The following is a 17,574-nucleotide window of genomic DNA, read 5'->3' as shown; positions in this document are numbered from 1 at the left end:
ATGTATTATATAGGATATGATATCGGAAGCTCGTCTGTAAAAGCAGCTATTGTTGAGGCTGAAACAGGCAAAAAAATAATTGTTTTGAATGAGCCGCAAAACGAAATGGAAATAGTGTCACTGCACTCTGATTGGGCAGAACAAGATCCTGAAATGTGGTGGGAACATATTTGTACCGCTACCAAAAGAGCTATTCGTGAAGCTAATATTGATGCCTCTAAAATTCAGGGTGTTGGTATTTCGTATCAGATGCACGGATTGGTTATTGTGGATGCGGCATGCAACCCTTTGCGCAACTCTATTATCTGGTGCGACAGCCGCGCGGTTGAAATTGGAAATAAGGCTTACGCCGAAATCGGGGCAGAAAAATGTTCAGAGCATTTGTTGAATTCTCCAGGGAATTTTACCGCTTCAAAATTAAAATGGGTGAAAGAAAACGAACCTGAAATCTATAGTAAGGTTTATAAATATATGTTGCCGGGCGATTATATTGCCTACAAGCTGACCGGAAAAGTAACCACAACAAAAAACGGTTTGTCTGAAGGAATGCTTTGGGATTATAAAGAAAACAAAGTAGCCAACTGGTTGTTGGATTATTACGGAATCGATCAATCACTGACTCCCGATATCGTGGAGAATTTTACCAATCAGGGAACTTTAAACGAAAAAGCTTCAAAAGAATCAGGGCTTCCTGTTGGAATCCCAGTTGTTTACAGAGCAGGAGACCAGCCGAATAACGCCTTGGCTTTAAATGTTTTAAATCCAGGTGAAGTGGCGGCAACAGGTGGAACTTCGGGTGTTTTTTATGCCGTAAGCGAAATGGCTAACGGAAATAAAACCAACAGAGTCAACAATTTTGTACACGTTAATTACGAAGTTGAAACTCCACGAATTGGTAAATTATTAAACATAAACGGCGCCGGAATTCAGTATCGTTGGCTGCGTAATAATATGGGTGATGAAACCTATGAATCAATGAACCGTAAAGCGTCTAAAATCGCTATTGGTTCTGATGGAGTAGTGGTAATCCCATTTGGAAATGGTGCCGAGCGTATGTTCAACAACAAAAACATCGGAACACACTTTTTAAATCTGAATTTAAATATTCACAATAGCGCACATTTATTCAGAGCTTCTCTGGAAGGAATTGCTTTTTCATTTGTATATGGAATGGAATGTTTAAAAGACGACAACGCTACAATTAATGTGATTAGAGCCGGAAACGACAACTTGTTCCGTTCTGAGATTTTCTCCAATACCGTTGCGACATTAATTGGACACGAAATTGAAATTTATAATACAACAGGAGCAGTCGGTGCCGCAAGAGCAGTTGGCTTAAAAGATGGTGACTACAACAAATTTGGTTCAAGTATCACAACGAACGATCACGTAATGACTTTCTTACCGTTAAAAAATAAAGAACCATATGAAAAGGCGTATCAAAAATGGAAACAAGAATTAGAACTAATATTAACAAATAAATAAAAGAACAAAATGATAGTTTTAGGAAATAAAGAATACTACAAAGGTATAGGTCAAATTAAATTTGAGGGAAAGGAATCAGATAATCCTTTAGCATTTAAATATTACAATCCAGAGCAGGTTGTAGCAGGAAAAACAATGCGTGAGCACTTTAGATTTGCAATCGCTTACTGGCATACTTTCTGCGGACAAGGAAGCGATCCATTCGGACCTGGAACGCAACATTTTCCATGGGATCAGCCTACAGATGCGATCGCTGCCGCAAAAGAAAAGGCAGACGCAGCATTCGAATTCATTACCAAAATGGGATTTGACTATTACTGTTTTCACGATTATGACCTGGTTAATGAAGGAGCTACTTTTGCAGAATCAGAAAGCAGATTGGCTACCATTACAGAATATTTGAAAGAAAAACAAGCCGCTTCAGGAGTGAAATTACTTTGGGGAACTGCAAACTGTTTTTCTAATCCAAGATATATGAACGGTGCCGCAACTAATCCAGATTTTAATGTATTGGCAAGAGCCGGAGGTCAAATAAAATTGGCATTGGATGCTACCATTGCTTTAGGAGGAGAAAACTATGTATTCTGGGGAGGTCGTGAAGGTTATATGACTTTGCTGAACACAGATATGGGTAGAGAATTGGATCATATGGGACAATTCCTGGCTCAGGCAAGAGATTATGCAAGAGCACAAGGATTCAAAGGAAATTTCTTCATTGAACCAAAACCTATGGAGCCAATGAAACACCAATATGATTTTGACTCGGCTACAGCTATTGGATTTTTGCATAAATATGGCTTAGAGAAAGATTTCAAAATGAACATCGAGGTGAATCACGCTACATTAGCGCAACACACTTTTCAACACGAAATGGAAGTAGCTGCCAAAGCTGGAATGTTAGGAAGTTTAGATGCTAACAGAGGTGATTATCAAAACGGATGGGATACTGATCAATTTCCAAATAACATTCAGGAAGTTACAGAAGCGATGTTGGTTTTCTTAAAAGCAGGTGGATTACAAGGTGGAGGAGTTAATTTTGATGCCAAAATTAGAAGGAACTCTACAGATATGGAAGATGTATTCTTAGCTCACATTGGTGGAGCCGATACTTTTGCCAGAGCATTATTGACGGCTGACAAAATTATCACATCTTCTCCTTATGATAAATTAAGAACAGAACGTTATAGTTCTTTCGATTCTGGAAACGGAAAAGCTTTTGAAGAAGGGAAATTAAGTTTAACTGATTTGTATAAAATTGCCCAGGAAAATGGTGAATTAAATTTACAAAGTGGTAAACAAGAATTGTTCGAAAATATCATCAATCAGTATATTTAATCGATTGAAGAAAAAAAAATAATTTTCGGTTATTGAAGTTAAACCGAAATCAAGATTGTTTTTGTCGTTTTTTTATCTCTGGCAACTATTTAGGTTAGTGTATTTGTCAGGGAGAATAAAGTGAATTATTTAGTAATTTATGGCCGTTGGGTTGAAGAGTCGGCGGCCATATTATTAAATTTTCTTCAAAATAAATAGTTTTTCAAACTGTTTTCACAGTAATTTCTTTACTGTTCAATTTTCAAATTATATAACATATTGCCTGTTTCTAAACCCTTTACGGAATTGGATAGAGGAAACTATTATTTAATCAAAAATAAATTTAAACCACAAACTAATGAAATTTTTTATAGACACTGCCAATTTAGAAGATATTAAAGAAGCTCAGGCTTTAGGCGTTTTAGATGGGGTTACGACAAACCCGTCATTGATGGCCAAAGAAGGAATTACCGGAAAAGATAATATTTTGAAACATTATCTTGCTATCTGCAATATTGTAGACGGCGATGTTTCTGCAGAAGTTATTTCGACAGATTTTGACGGAATGATTAGAGAAGGGGAGGAACTTGCGGCTTTGCACGAGCAAATCGTAGTGAAATTACCAATGATCGCGGACGGAATTAAAGCGTGTAAATATTTTTCAGATAAAGGAATCAGAACCAATGTTACTTTAGTTTTTTCACCAGGACAAGCTTTATTGGCTGCAAAAGCCGGTGCAACTTATGTATCTCCTTTTTTAGGAAGACTGGATGATATCTCAACTGACGGAATGCACCTGATTTCAGAAATAAGAGAAATTTATGATAATTACGCTTTCAACACACAAATACTTTCAGCTTCTATCAGACATACGATGCATGTCGTGAATTGTGCCAAAGTTGGATCTGATGTAATGACCGGACCATTATCATCTATTAAGGGATTGTTGAAACATCCTTTGACAGATATTGGACTAAATCAATTTATTGAAGATGCTAAAAGGATGCAGCTTTAACCAAATAAAGACCCATTCTTTGGGATAGTTTTTTTATCTTTTTTAAGAACTCCTTTACTTTTAGTAGGAGTTTTTTTTTGTTTTAAAACAAACGATTGTGTGAAAATCAAATTAAGAAGATAGAAATATTCGAAATTGTATTTTTCGCATATTTTTTATTAGTGAATAAGCGTATTGTCCCTGTTTACTAAGGTTTAAAGTTGTCAATTAGTACAAATAAACTTTCTTTTTTCAGCCCATTGGTGCTGCTGCTACTGCCATGACAATTTTTGCTTTTTTCTTATTAAATTTTAAAATCGATTAATTTACTTTTAAAATTTAGATTCTTAATGCTTTGTTCGTTATGATATAAGTAAACTTTTATCCTAAAAATTATACTTACCTTATTTTATTCTGACTTTTTTTTCGATATAAATAAAAAAATATTACGCAACCGATTGTGTATTTTATATTTTTATTTATATTTGTTAAATGAATATTAAAAAAGTCTTAATCTGACTTCTGAGACAACTTCTCGTTTTAATCTTCGTACAGTAAAAAAAACTAACTCAACCATTCTATTAATTATCTAAATCAATTTTTTATGACTAACTTTTTTACAATTAAAAGCAAATCAAAGCTCCTAAAGTGCTTGGGGTTTCTATCGCTGATGTTTCTGTTTTCTTTGAGTGCCAGTGCTCAGACAACAGTTACTGGAGTTGTTTCTGATGCTAATGGACCAATTCCGGGTGCCAATGTGAATATTAAAGGCACTAAAACAGGTGTCGTTACAGGTTTTGATGGAAATTATACTATTACGAATGTTCCTTCTAATGGAGTATTGGTATTTAGTTTTCTTGGTTTAACAACAAAAGAAGTGCCTGTTGCAGGTAAAACTAAGATCGATGCAGTATTACAGGAAAATTCTAATGCGCTGCAGGAAGTTGTTGTTATCGGTTACGGTACGCAGCGAAAAGAAGCAGTAACAGGTTCTGTGGCTTCCATTAAAGGAGACATCGTTCGCGAAGTGCCATCGGCTAATATTACACAAGCTTTACAAGGGCGTTTAGCCGGAGTACAGATGACGCAAACCTCATCTAAGCCAGGTGCTGAAATGCAAATCCGTATTAGAGGTACACGTTCCTTAACAGCAGATAATAACCCATTAGTTGTTTTGGATGGTATTCCTTTCGCCGGTTCAATTGGCGATATTAGTCCGGACAATATAAAAAGTATTGACATCCTAAAAGATGCTTCAGCAACTGCTATTTACGGATCACGTGGTGCTAATGGTGTTATTTTGATAACAACCAATAAAGGTCAAAAAGGTCAAAAAGCGACCTTTACTTACAATACTTATAGTGGTTTAAAAAATATTTTTGCCAAATTTCCAATGATGAACAATTCAGAGTTTGTTGCATTACGTAAAATAGCGACTCTGCCGGGTACTACTGCGCCACTTTATGCAAACGGTCCGGACGAAGCTGATAATGTAAATACGGATTGGCAGGACCTGATGTTTAGATCTGGTATAGTAACAAATCATGATATAGGCGTTGCAAGTGGTACTGAAACAGGTAACTATAATTTTGGAGCTAGTTATTACAAGGAAGAAGCAGTATTACCTGGACAGGATTATGCACGTCTAACTTTGAGAGGTGCTGTTGATCAGGCAGTTGGAAAGTATTTCAAATTTGGTTTTACTACAAATAACAATTACTCCATTACAAACGGAGGTAATTTAGGTCTATACAGTACTTTGAGTACGACGCCAATTGCTAATCCATATAATGCGGATGGTTCTTTGAAAAGAACTGTTAAGATGCCATTAGATGAAAACTGGGTATATACTAGAGAAACTGTAGAAAATTTGGGCGATAAATGGATCGATCAAACTAAAGCATATAGTTCATACAACAATTTATATGCTGAATTAAAAATACCTGGTATTGAAGGTTTAAAATACCATATCGATTTAGGCGGTAATTTCCGTACTACTAATGGAGGTCAATATACAGGAGAAGGCGTATTTAGTGTCAACCCAACAACAGTTTCAACGGCTCAAATTGTTAACACTCTGAGTACTAACTGGGCAATCCAAAACTTGCTTTCTTACGATCGTACCTTTGGAAAACATCAGGTAAATGCAGTCGCTATGTTCTCTTCAGAACAAACCAGTTACAACAAATCACAAGTTAATGCAAAAGATGTTCCTTCTGACTCTTTCCAATTTTACAACTTAGGAAGAGCAGCTGGCGAAATTTCGATTAATCCGGACAATCAGGATTATTATAAAAGTGGATTGATCTCTTATATGGCACGTGCCATGTATTCTTATGACAATCGTTATATGATTACAGCTACTATACGATCAGATGCTTCTTCAAGACTTGCTGAAGGACATAAATGGCATACTTATCCTGCAGTATCAGCTGGATGGAATGTTAAAAATGAATCTTTTATGCAAGAGGTTAGCTGGCTGGATCAGTTAAAGCTACGCGCAGGTTATGGAGAAACTTCAAACCAGGCAGTTGCCCCTTACTCTACACTTGGGCTTTTAGCTTCCAGACCCTACAACTTTGGAGATGTGAATACAACTGGTTACTATGTATCTAAGCTGCCTAATCCTGAATTGGGTTGGGAATATTCCAGCACAATAAATTATGGAGTAGATTTTGCCTTCTTTAAAAATCGTTTAACCGGTACAGCAGAATACTATGTTACGGATACAAAAGATATTCTTTTGGATGTAAACCTGCCTCCAACAGCAGGTGTGGGTAGCTACACGGCAAATGTGGGACAAACTCAAAATAAAGGGTATGAATTGACGCTTAATGGAGCAATATTGGACAACTTTAATGGTTGGTCGTGGGATGTTGGTGTAAACTATTATTCTAACAAAAACAAGTTGGTTGCACTTTCTTCAGGACAACAAAGAGACGAAAACAACTGGTGGTTTGTAGGGCACCCAATTGATGTAATTTATGATTATCAGAAAATAGGACTTTGGCAAGAAGGAGATGCAAATCTTACCAAATATGAGCCAGGAGGAAATGTGGGAATGATTAAAGTTAAATATACTGGTGATTTCAATGCAGATGGCACACCAACAAGACAAATTGGACCAGCAGACAGACAAATTATAGATGTGAATCCTGATTTCCAGGGAGGTTTCAATACTCGTGTAGCTTATAAAAATTTAGATCTTAGTGTTGTAGGTGCTTTCCAGAGTGGTGGAGTTCTTATTAGTACACTTTACTCTTCATCAGGTTACCTAAATATGTTAAGCGGACGTAGAGGAAACGTAAAAGTAGACTACTGGACACCTGAAAACACAGATGCTAAATATCCAAGACCAGGTGGAGCTACAAGTAATGACAATCCAAAATACGGATCTACTTTAGGATACTTCGATGCTTCTTACGTTAAAATTCGTACGATCACCCTTGGTTATAACATTACTGAAAAATTTATTAAGGATTTAGGAGTTGATAGATTTCGCCTTTACTGTACCATACAAAATCCATTCGTAATCTATTCGCCTTACCACAAAGAAACAGGTATGGATCCGGAAACCAACTCATATGGAAACGAAAATGCAGCAGTAACCGATTTTTACAAAAAACGTTTACTGACATTAGGAACAAACACGCCTTCAACGCGTACTGTCTTACTTGGCCTTAATTTAACATTTTAAAAAAGATAACGATGAAACCTATACAAATAAAAACTTTTATGGTAACAGCAATAATAACGCTGTTCCTGGGAGCCTGTTCTAATGTTTTAGAAGAAGAGCCTCGCAGTATTTACACTCCCGAATATTTTAAAACCGAAAAAGGGGTTATTGGAGGATTAACGTCAATGTATGCACACTTACGTTATATCTACGGACAAGGCTACTATTACAATACGACTGAAACCGGAACCGATGAAGCAACATACGCACAAAGTGCAGATGCCAACTTCAAGGATATGGATCTTTCAGGAGTAGGATCGATTACGCCATCTTCAAGCCGTACTGATGCTTTGTGGCAACCCGCATTCATTAACATCAATACTGCCAACGGTATTATTGAAAATGCTCAGGCAATTGGAACTATTTCAAATGCGATGATTGCCGAAGCCAGATTTTTCCGTGCATTTGACTACTTTATGCTAGTTCAGACTTTCGGTGGAGTTCCATTAGATTTGGGTGCAGGAGAACTTAAATTCAATACAAGCCCATCACGATCTTCTGTTAGAAATACCGTTCCTCAGGTTTATACCAAAGGTATTTTTCCTGATTTAGTGACAGCGGTAAATGACTTACCAGATGTTGGAAGAGTAAAAGGCGGGGTAACTAAAACGGCAGCCAGACTTTATTTGGCAAAAGCGTATTTAACGTATGCATGGTGGTTGAAAAATCCAAATAACATTCCAACCTATCCGGAAGCTACTCGCGTAGATCCTGACGGACACGATGCAGCGTGGTATTTTCAAAAAGCTTATGATGTAGCCGCAGCCGGAATTGACTCTCATGGTGCTTTTGCATTACAACCAACTTATTATGATGTACACTTAGGAAGTAATGACCGTAATAGTGAAATCGTATTATATGCTGACCACACTGAAAAAAGCGAATTTTTTAATGCCAGCAGTTTAACCTATTCCAATGGTGCTGCACCTGAAAATTTTGCTGTTTGGATGATGACTCCAAATTACACTAACATCAGAAGTTCAGGAGTAAGTTCTGTACAACGTGAAGCAGAACAACACTTAGGTCGTCCTTATGTTCGTATGTGTCCAACTATTGGCGCAATCACAAACACATTCGCTGACAAAACAAATGATTCTCGTTACGATGGCACATTTACAACCGTATATCGTGGTAACTGGAATAAGGCGGGAAATACTTCTCCAACATTAAATAATGCTAATGGCTTACCGGTTGCTCCGGGAGGTGCCATACTTTCATTCCTGAATAATGACGATCCATCAGTGGTTTATACTGCTTCAACCGGAAGTGTTGGTGCAGGAGTATTGCCAGGGAGATCCGATTTTGTTATCTCACCAAGTGGAGTAAGCAGAATTTTATTCCCTGGATTATGGAAACTGGGAGTTTACCGTACAGATGGCGCCGGAGGTTTAGGCCAGCCAAATGCTGCAAGTACCCGTCCTTTTAATATAGCTAAATTATCAGAACTGTATTTAATTGCGGCAGAAGCAGCCGTAATGGGTGCCGCTCCTCAAGGTGGGAAAAGCGCGAGAGAACTAGTAAATGTTTTACGTGCCCGTGCTGGAAAATGGAGATTTGATAACAATGGAAATGTAGTAAAAACAGCAGATAACAGTGCTGCAATGATTGCAGCGACACCTGCAACTATTGATATTAACTACATTTTAGCTGAACGCTCACGTGAATATTTTGGTGAAGGGTATCGCTGGTTCGATTTGATTCGTACTCAAAAATGGACAGAACTTTCAGGTTTCTATAGAATTTGCGGCACCTCTTATGGAGACCACACACCAGCAACTGTAGTCAGAGACATTAAACCATATCACTATTTACGTCCAATTCCTCAGTCTCAATTTGATGCCATGATAATGACTGCTGAAGAAAAAGCTGTTTATCAGAATCCTGGTTATTAAAATAAAATAAATATTGAAACAAATTTGGTTAGATCTAAAAGTAGTTAGTTAGTAGTTATAAGTTTTTTTTACAGAATTAATTTATAACATTAATATAAGTTTGTTTCCAAAAAAGCCGGGAGTTTATTTCTTTCGGCTTTTTGTTGTTGAACCAATGAAATCTTTTTATTGTAAATATTTCAGCGTAAATTCAACAGCAGAATAATGATAGTCCGGATTTTAAAAGAAAAATAAAATGAAAAAAACACTCATCTTTATAACATTGTTTATTTGCAGCAGTATTTATGCTCAGATAAAATTGCCGAGGTTAATTAGCGATGGAATGGTTTTGCAACGCGATATTCCGCTGAAAATCTGGGGATGGGCATCGCCAAATGAAAAGATCGAAATTAACTTCAATCAAAAAAAGTTTAAAACGACAGCTGCGAAAGATGGCAACTGGATCGTTACACTGCCGTCTCAAAAAGCGGGCGGACCATACGAAATGACTTTATCTGCCAGCAATACTATTGTACTCAAAAATATCCTGATTGGTGATGTCTGGCTTTGTTCCGGACAATCGAATATGGAACTTCCTATGGAACGTGTTAAGGGTAAATATAAAGAGGTAATTGCAAAGATTGATAATAACAATATCAGACAATTTTTGGTTCCTGATCAATACGAATTTGCAAAAGAAAATATAGATTTTTCATCAGGAGAATGGCTTTCGGCTAATCCAGAAAACATTTTAAAGTTCTCTGCAGTTGCTTATTTTTTTGCCGATGAAATCTATCAAAAATATAAAATCCCAATTGGATTAATTAATAGTGCTTTAGGAGGTTCTCCAGCCGAATCATGGATCAGTGCAGATGCTGTCAAAAAGTTTCCGGAATATGATACTGAGTATCAGAAATTCAAAGATGGGACATTAGGTGCTCAAATTGAAGCAAGCGATAAAAAGATTAACGCGACCTGGTACTCCACTATAAATAGTGAGGATGAAGGTTTGAAGAATAAATGGTTAAATCCTGAGTTAGAAGATTCGGATTGGAAAAGCATGAATATTCCCGGATATTGGGCCGATAATGAATTAGGAAATGTAAATGGTGTGGTCTGGTTCCGAAAAGAATTTACAGTTTCAAATTTAAAAGAAAGCAATGCAAAACTAATTTTAGGAAGAATTGTCGATGCTGATTCGGTTTATGTAAACGGCCATTTTGTGGGTACAACATCGTATATGTATCCGCCAAGAATTTATCCTTTTGATGCGAAGTTTTTAAAAGAAGGAAAAAATGAAATTGCCGTTCGCGTCATAAATAATTCAGGAAGAGGAGGATTTGTTGAAGATAAACCATATGAATTGCTACTTGGAAATGAAGTAATCGACCTGAAAGGTTCATGGAAATATAAATTAGGAGTAAAAATGCTGCCTTTGCCGCCACAGACTTTTATAAGATGGAAACCTGTAGGACTGTATAATGCGATGATTGCGCCTTTGAAAAATTATGCGATAAAAGGTGTGCTTTGGTATCAGGGTGAATCGAGCACTAAAAAACCCGAAGAATATTCAGCTTTAATGGAAGCCTTAATCACAAACTGGAGAACAGAGTGGAAGCAAGGTTCTTTTCCGTTTTTATACGTGCAGCTTACTAATTTTATGGCGCCAAAAACAGAACCGGGCGAAAGTAATTGGGCTGCATTGCGACAACAGCAAAAAAATACTTTAGCAGTTCCGAATACAGGAATGGCAGTAACAATCGACCTTGGAGAATGGAATGATATTCATCCTCTAAACAAATACGATGTTGGAAGAAGACTTTCATTATTGGCCAGAAAAATGGTTTATGGAGAAAAAGATCTTGTTGCTTCAGGACCACTTTTTAAATCTTTGGAACAAAAAGGAAATCAACTTGTTTTGAGTTTCACCGATATCGGAACAGGTTTAATGGCTAAAGACAATAAAGCTCTCAAAGCATTTGAAATTGCTGGCGAAGACGGTAAATTTGTTTGGGCTGATGCCGTAATTGAAGGTGATAAAATTTTGGTTTCCAATGCAGCTGTTTTAAATCCTAAGAAAGTACGATATGCCTGGGCAGATAATCCGGATCAGGCTGATTTATACAACAAAGAAAACTTACCGGCTTCTCCTTTTGAAGGAGGTTTGTAAAATCATAGTCAATTATAAGCAAATAAAAGCGGGATTTCTAAATTGAAACCCCGCTTTTATATTTTAAATAGTTATCGAACCGGAATATAAATATCAAATGTAGCTCCTTTGTTTTTTTCGCCGGTTGCTGTAATAATTCCGTTATGATTGTCTACTATTTTTTTTACAATGGCGAGACCAATACCAGTTCCCGTGTAGTCTAATTTTCCATGCAAACGCTGAAAAACTTCAAAAATTTTGGAACTGTATTGTTGCTCAAAACCAATTCCGTTGTCTTTAATTTGTATATGACAGTAATTAGTATCCTTCTCTAATTTTTTATTTTCTAAAGCTGCGCCTTTCACAATTTTACTGCTAATTTTTATGACAACTGGCGTTTCAGGATTAGAGAATTTAAGCGAGTTGCTTATTAGATTGTATAAAAGCTGTCTAAATTGAAACGGAATAATATTGGCTTCACAACTCTCACAGTTTTCAATTGTGGCGTTTTTTTGTTCAATTTCTTCTTGTAAATCGTCTTTTACTTCGTCAACAATTTTAGAAAGATCTGTTTTTTCAAATATGCGTTCCTGAATATTAGTTCTTGAATAAGAAAGTAAATCGTTAATTAATGTTTGCATGCGCTTTGCAGCATTTTGCATACGCTGAAATTTATCTTTTCCGTTATCAGATAAGTTTTCAAATTCTTTTTCCAGAATTAACGTAGCAAAAGTTTGTATTTTTCTTAATGGTTCCTGCAAATCATGGCTCGAGATATAAGCAAAAGATTGAAGTTCCTGATTCATTTTCTCCAGTTCTGCATTTTTCTGTTCCAGTTCTAAAGCATTTAATTTTAATTTATCATCTGCTTTCTTTTTCTCTGTTAAATCATGCGTTACTTTTGAAAAACCAATCACCTGACCTTTTTTGTTATGAACAGCGGTAATGACAACACTTGCCCAAAAAAGGCTTCCATCTTTACGAACGCGCCAGCCTTCTTGTGTCGCTTTTCCTTTTTCGATGGCAATATTTAAAAGTTTTTGAGGAAGGTTGCTATTTCGATCTGATTCGGTATAGAAATTCGAGAAATTTTTTCCAATAATTTCCTCAGCCTTGTATCCTTTAATTTTTTCAGCACCTAAATTCCAGTTTTCTACAATTCCTTCATGATTAAGATACAAAATAGCATAATCCTGAACCTCTTCCACCATTAAATGATAACGTTCTTCACTTTTTTGAAGCGATTCATTCATCAAACTTAGTTCCTTCGTTCTGGCAGCCACTTGCTGTTCGAGTTCGTGAGTAAATGCCTTTTCGGTATGAATGTCGGTAAAGGCACCAACCCATTTGATTATAGTATTGTCTATATCTAAAACTGGTTCTCCAATTACGGCATGCCATCTGTAATTACCATCTTTTCTTTTTACGCGAACATCGCAGCGATACGCTGCTCCTGTGGCTAAACTATGACTCCATATCTTGGCATTTTCATCAAAGTCATCGGGATGAATCATAGCTCTCCATTCTGCTTCTCCGCTCGGTTCAATTCCGGTATATTCGAACCATTTGCCCGAAGCAAATAATAAATTACCTTTTTCATCTGTTTCCCAAATTAATTGCGGAATACTTTCGGTTAAAGAACGGAATCGTTTTTCGCTTTCTTCTATTTTTTTTCTGGCCTGTACTTTCTCAGTAACGTCAATCAACGTAATTTTTATTCCGGAGATAGTGTTGTCGGATTCACGTTGTGGAGCATATTCAAAATCAATATAATACTCATGGTTTTTACCGTTTCTATTAATGTACAAAAGAGACTCTGATTCAGCGTATACATTTCCGGTTTCGTATACCTGCTCTAATAGCTGAGCATATTTTTGTTTTCTAAGTTCCGGAAATATTTTGAAAAGTTTTTTGCCCTGGACATCACTTTCTTTTTTCTTCCAAATGTTTTTCAAAAGGACAGCATTGGCAATTTCAATAACCATATCTTTCCCTTTAACAATTGCTTTTGGTACAGGAGATTCCATCACCAGAGTACGAAATCTTTTTTCACTTAGTTCCAGTTCTTGCTGATGCTTTTTTTCGTCAGTAATATCTCTTATTGTTTCGGTAGTTTCAATCGCAGTAACTAACACTCCGCCAACTGTTCCATCTTCTTTTCTAATTGGACTGTATGAAAAATCAAAGTAACATTCTTCTATAAAACCATTTCTATTTAATGGCAGCATAAAATTAAGAAAGCCAACGGGTGTACCTTCCATGGCACCTGCAAACATAGGTCCTATTATATCCCATATTTCCGAAAATGTTTGTTCGGCACTAATTCCTAAGGCATCAGGATGTTTGGCCGATCCTAAAATAGGCAGGTATCCGTCATTGTACAATTGTGTATAATTATCACCCCATGCTATGTACATTCCAAAGGGATTACTCAACATAACTGCCACCATTGTACAAAGACTTGGAGGCCAGGTTTCAGGATCGCCTAATACTGTTTTACTCCAGTCCTTGGTACGTATCAATTCGCCCATTTTTCCACCACCGGCTAGAAAATAATGTTCCTTATTTGTACGGTTCATTCCAAAAACTATTTAAGGTTGAAGAACAAAATGCTCTCGTACAGGTTGTTTTAATTTGTTTTGAGAAGCTACATGCAAGGCATTGCCAATCACTTTTTTTAATTTAGAAAATTCACCGGGTTTACGAATATAATAAGTCGCCCCTTTTTTATACATCAAATCAACAATTTCGATATCCAGAGATGTTGAGAAAATAATTATTGGCAACGTATGGAGTTTTTCAATTTCTTTTATTTCTTTCAGGCATTCATGACCATTTTTGCGGGGCATATTGAGATCAAGAAATAACATATCCGGCAAATTATTGGAAGAATTAGCAGTTAAATAATCCATAAGCTGAACGCCATCGTTAACAACAACAAGAGATACCGAAAGCGATAATTCGTCAAGTGCTTCTTTAAAAAAAGCGCAATCGTCTTCATCATCGTCCGCTAGTAAAAGATTGTAGTGGTGTTTATTCATTTTATAGTAGGATAAAATTTGTTTGGATCATGTTTTCTAAATTTAAATATCTCATTTTGTTTGTATTTTATGAAATTCTGAATCTAAAAAATGTTTTGTTTGTGCTAAGATAAGGCTAATTATAATAGTACGAATTCATAATAAACCAATAAATTTAACGATTTAAAGTAAAATTTCATAATCTTTTTTTTGTTTTAAGACTTTTTTTGCTTGAAAGTAAACCTCGAAAGATTGCTTTGATTTTAAGCTTAACTTTAATTTACAAAAAAGAAAAACCTCCAAACAGACTGGAGGTTTTAAGATTTTATTTTTTATTGGAAAATATAATAAAGGAAAAAAAAGTTTGAAGTCAGGCTTGCTGCTCTTCAGGAACGCATCCAAAAAAACATAAAATTAGATTTGTCCGTACAATTTATAGAGGCCAATGTCAAAGTGATAAAAAATGTTGTGGTCAAATTCTTTAAAAGGATATTTTTTTCTTCTTGTAAAATGGAACAACTTTTATTTTAATTCAAATTAATCAATTGAGGGCCAAATTCTTCATAAAAGATATTTTCCTGATTGATATTCAAATTGATTAAGGTTTCATATTGTGTTTTGATGAATATTTCAGGTCCACAGATATAAAATTTAGCATCTTCTAATAAAATAGCGTCTTTACATTTATGAAGATCGACGCGTCCCTCAATTATCTGATTTGAAATATCGTCATCGTTTTGTGCCGAATCATAAAAAGTAAATGTTTCCAGCCATTTAGCATCTTCTTTCAACGTTGAAATCTGTTCTTTAAAAGCGTGAACAGATTCATTTCGGCATCCGTGAATCCAGACTGTTTTTTTATTTTGAAGGGCATTTAAATTGGTTTCCAGCATGCTCAGCATAGGAGTAAGGCCAACGCCGCCACTAATTAAAACCAATGGATTTTCAGCATCTTTTTCTAAATGGAATAATCCGGCTGGAGCCGAAATTGAAATAATATCTCCTTCTGATTTTGAATGTAAAGTTTGGGAAACCATGCCAGATGGGTTTGGTGCAATTCCGATATCTTTTTTTACTGAAATTCGATAATATTCAGGATTAAAAGCACTCGATAAACTATATTGTCTCGGTTGTAAAAGACCTAATTCGGGAACAAAAACCTGAACACTGATAAATTGGCCAGCGTGAAAATTAGTAATTTCTTTTCCATCTTCAGGATAGAGATAAAAGGATTTGATTTCTGTTGATTCTTCAACAATTCGTTTAATGACAAATTTTCTCCAGCCGTTCCAGCTTCCGGGTTTGGCTGCATTTTCTTCATATAAACCTTTTTCAAGATCGATCATAATTTTTGCCAATTGATAGTAGGCGACTGTCCAGGCTTCTAATATTTCAGGAGTAGCGGCTTCACCTACAACTTCGCCAATAGAAGCAATCAATTGTGTTCCGACGATTTTATATTGTTCAGGTTGAATATTAAGACTTCTGTGTTTGGTTCCGATTCCCTTCAGAACGCCAAGTAAAACACCCGGATCTTCTATATTTTCGGCGTAAGCCAAAACTGCATTTGCCAAAGCTGATTTTTGTCTTCCGTTGGCCTGGTTTCCCATATTAAAGATATTTCGCAGTTCCGGATGTTCTCTGAACATTCTGCTATAAAAATAACTGGTAAGGTCTTCGCCGCTGGCTCTTAAAATTGGAATTGTAGCTTTGATAAGTTCTTTTTGATGTGAATTCATTTTGTGATATTAAAATTTGATTTAGATAAATACTGCTACCTGAGCATTTATATTGACAAATTTAATTACCAGTTAAGGCTTAGTTTTATGACTCAAATCATAATAATAAAATTAGACCCCTATTTTGACTTATTTCTTTTTCAATTTCTCTCTAAAAAAATCAATAGTTCGTGTCCATGATAAAGTTGCAGCAGCTTCGTCATATCTTGGTGTTGTATTATTATGAAAACCATGATTCACGCCGGGATAAAAATAGGCTGTGTTTTCAACTTTATTCTTTTTCAGGACTTCTTCAAAAGCTGGCCAGCCTTCGTTTACGCGTGTATCCAAACCAGCGTAATGCAGCAGGAGCGGAGTTGTTATTTTTTCAGCTTCTTCTTTGGTAGGTTGTCCTCCATAATACGGAACCGCGGCAGGTAAAGTCGGTATTTTTACGGCCATCATATTAGAAATCCATCCACCAAAACAAAAGCCTACAACGCCTACATAACCATTACAGTCTTTGTGGGTTTTTAAGTATTCATAAGCAGCAATAAAATCTTCGAGCATTTCTTCTCGGGTTCGTTTTTTTTGCAGTTCGCGTCCGGCATCGTCATTTCCGGGATAGCCGCCTAATGGTGATAAGGCATCTGGTGCAAGTGTTATGAAACCCTCAACAGCAGCTCTTCGGCCTACGTCTTCGATATACGGATTAAGGCCTCGGTTTTCATGCACGACAATAATTCCGGGTAATTTTTTTTTGGTTTCAACGGACTGCGATAAAAGTCCTTTAATGGTACCGCCACCTTTAGGAGACTGATAGGTTATGTAATCCGATTTTATCCTTGGATCTCCGGGTTTAATTAAAATGCTGTCTTCATAATTTGGCATCATAAAACTTAAAAGCGATGGAAGGGTCAGCGTGCCTACTGCAAAAATGGAAAGCTTTTCGATAAACTGTCTTCTTTCTATTTTATTGTGGGCATAATCATCATATAAATCGAATACTTCTTGCGAAATATCTTCTTTGGTTAATTTCTGCATATCGTTTATTTTTTGAAAAACTAATTTAGAAAATAAAATGATTCGTAATTTAAAATAATTTTAAGTATTTGATATTCAGTATGTTTTTACTAAAATGCAAACTAATTTAACTGCTGTTTTGAAGTTTTAAATATTGGTCTAAGCCATAATAGATTAAGATGAAGTCTCGTATCAGGTCAGTTAAACCTCATCTTATTCTGTAAAAACTATTAAAAATAGATGTTATAAAAAATTATATTTAAT

10 protein-coding genes are annotated in these 17,574 nt (G+C 36.0%); 6 read left to right on the top strand and 4 right to left on the bottom strand.

What is annotated here, in order from left to right:
- The 6 genes from ASC72_RS05075 to ASC72_RS05050 all read left to right on the top strand — a co-directional run bounded on the left by ASC72_RS05075 (window position 1) and on the right by ASC72_RS05050 (window position 11,570).
- Window positions 1-1,485 carry a xylulokinase gene (locus ASC72_RS05075; protein WP_056187796.1) on the top strand — a complete coding sequence of 495 codons (1,485 nt, stop codon included), beginning with the start codon at window positions 1-3 and terminating at the stop codon, window positions 1,483-1,485.
- 9 nt (window positions 1,486-1,494) lie between these two features.
- Entirely contained in the window at window positions 1,495-2,820 is a 1,326-nt protein-coding gene (gene xylA / locus ASC72_RS05070; protein WP_056187793.1) for a xylose isomerase, read from the top strand.
- Window positions 2,821-3,157: 337 nt separating this feature from the next.
- Window positions 3,158-3,814 carry a fructose-6-phosphate aldolase gene (gene fsa / locus ASC72_RS05065; protein ID WP_056187790.1) on the top strand — a complete coding sequence of 219 codons (657 nt, stop codon included), beginning with the start codon at window positions 3,158-3,160 and terminating at the stop codon, window positions 3,812-3,814.
- Between the two features lie 583 nt (window positions 3,815-4,397).
- Entirely contained in the window at window positions 4,398-7,490 is a 3,093-nt protein-coding gene (locus ASC72_RS05060) for a TonB-dependent receptor (RefSeq protein ID WP_056187787.1), read from the top strand.
- Between the two features lie 11 nt (window positions 7,491-7,501).
- Entirely contained in the window at window positions 7,502-9,421 is a 1,920-nt protein-coding gene (locus ASC72_RS05055) for a RagB/SusD family nutrient uptake outer membrane protein (RefSeq protein ID WP_056187785.1), read from the top strand.
- 235 nt (window positions 9,422-9,656) lie between these two features.
- Entirely contained in the window at window positions 9,657-11,570 is a 1,914-nt protein-coding gene (locus ASC72_RS05050; protein WP_056187782.1) for a sialate O-acetylesterase, read from the top strand.
- A 71-nt stretch (window positions 11,571-11,641) separates the two neighbouring features.
- Here ASC72_RS05050 and ASC72_RS05045 read toward each other — a convergent pair whose 3' ends face one another.
- From ASC72_RS05045 to ASC72_RS05030, 4 genes are all read right to left on the bottom strand, one after another.
- Window positions 11,642-14,128: a PAS domain-containing sensor histidine kinase gene (locus tag ASC72_RS05045; RefSeq protein WP_056187779.1), complete on the bottom strand. Its 2,487-nt coding sequence runs from the start codon at window positions 14,126-14,128 to the stop codon at window positions 11,642-11,644.
- Window positions 14,129-14,140: 12 nt separating this feature from the next.
- Entirely contained in the window at window positions 14,141-14,590 is a 450-nt protein-coding gene (locus ASC72_RS05040; RefSeq protein WP_056187776.1) for a response regulator, read from the bottom strand.
- Between the two features lie 506 nt (window positions 14,591-15,096).
- Window positions 15,097-16,308, bottom strand: coding sequence for an NO-inducible flavohemoprotein (gene hmpA / locus ASC72_RS05035; protein ID WP_056187773.1), 1,212 nt, complete (start codon window positions 16,306-16,308; stop codon window positions 15,097-15,099).
- A gap of 129 nt (window positions 16,309-16,437) precedes the next feature.
- Window positions 16,438-17,331 carry a dienelactone hydrolase family protein gene (locus ASC72_RS05030; protein ID WP_056187770.1) on the bottom strand — a complete coding sequence of 298 codons (894 nt, stop codon included), beginning with the start codon at window positions 17,329-17,331 and terminating at the stop codon, window positions 16,438-16,440.
- Between the last annotated feature and the right edge of the window lie 243 nt (window positions 17,332-17,574).

Origin of the sequence: Flavobacterium sp. Root420, assembly GCF_001427905.1 — a bacterium.
Classification (GTDB): Bacteria; Bacteroidota; Bacteroidia; order Flavobacteriales; family Flavobacteriaceae; genus Flavobacterium.
This window is presented reverse-complemented; position numbering and strand designations above follow the sequence as displayed.

What these genes read in the sequence shown, in the direction of transcription:
- ASC72_RS05075 (WP_056187796.1), top strand. Translation starts at nt 1, where the DNA reads ATGTATTATATAGGATATGATATCGGAAGCTCGTCTGTAAAAGCAGCT.
- xylA (WP_056187793.1), top strand. Translation starts at nt 1,495, where the DNA reads ATGATAGTTTTAGGAAATAAAGAATACTACAAAGGTATAGGTCAAATT.
- fsa (WP_056187790.1), top strand. Translation starts at nt 3,158, where the DNA reads ATGAAATTTTTTATAGACACTGCCAATTTAGAAGATATTAAAGAAGCT.
- ASC72_RS05060 (WP_056187787.1), top strand. Translation starts at nt 4,398, where the DNA reads ATGACTAACTTTTTTACAATTAAAAGCAAATCAAAGCTCCTAAAGTGC.
- ASC72_RS05055 (WP_056187785.1), top strand. Translation starts at nt 7,502, where the DNA reads ATGAAACCTATACAAATAAAAACTTTTATGGTAACAGCAATAATAACG.
- ASC72_RS05050 (WP_056187782.1), top strand. Translation starts at nt 9,657, where the DNA reads ATGAAAAAAACACTCATCTTTATAACATTGTTTATTTGCAGCAGTATT.
- ASC72_RS05045 (WP_056187779.1), bottom strand. Translation starts at nt 14,128, where the DNA reads ATGAACCGTACAAATAAGGAACATTATTTTCTAGCCGGTGGTGGAAAA.
- ASC72_RS05040 (WP_056187776.1), bottom strand. Translation starts at nt 14,590, where the DNA reads ATGAATAAACACCACTACAATCTTTTACTAGCGGACGATGATGAAGAC.
- hmpA (WP_056187773.1), bottom strand. Translation starts at nt 16,308, where the DNA reads ATGAATTCACATCAAAAAGAACTTATCAAAGCTACAATTCCAATTTTA.
- ASC72_RS05030 (WP_056187770.1), bottom strand. Translation starts at nt 17,331, where the DNA reads ATGCAGAAATTAACCAAAGAAGATATTTCGCAAGAAGTATTCGATTTA.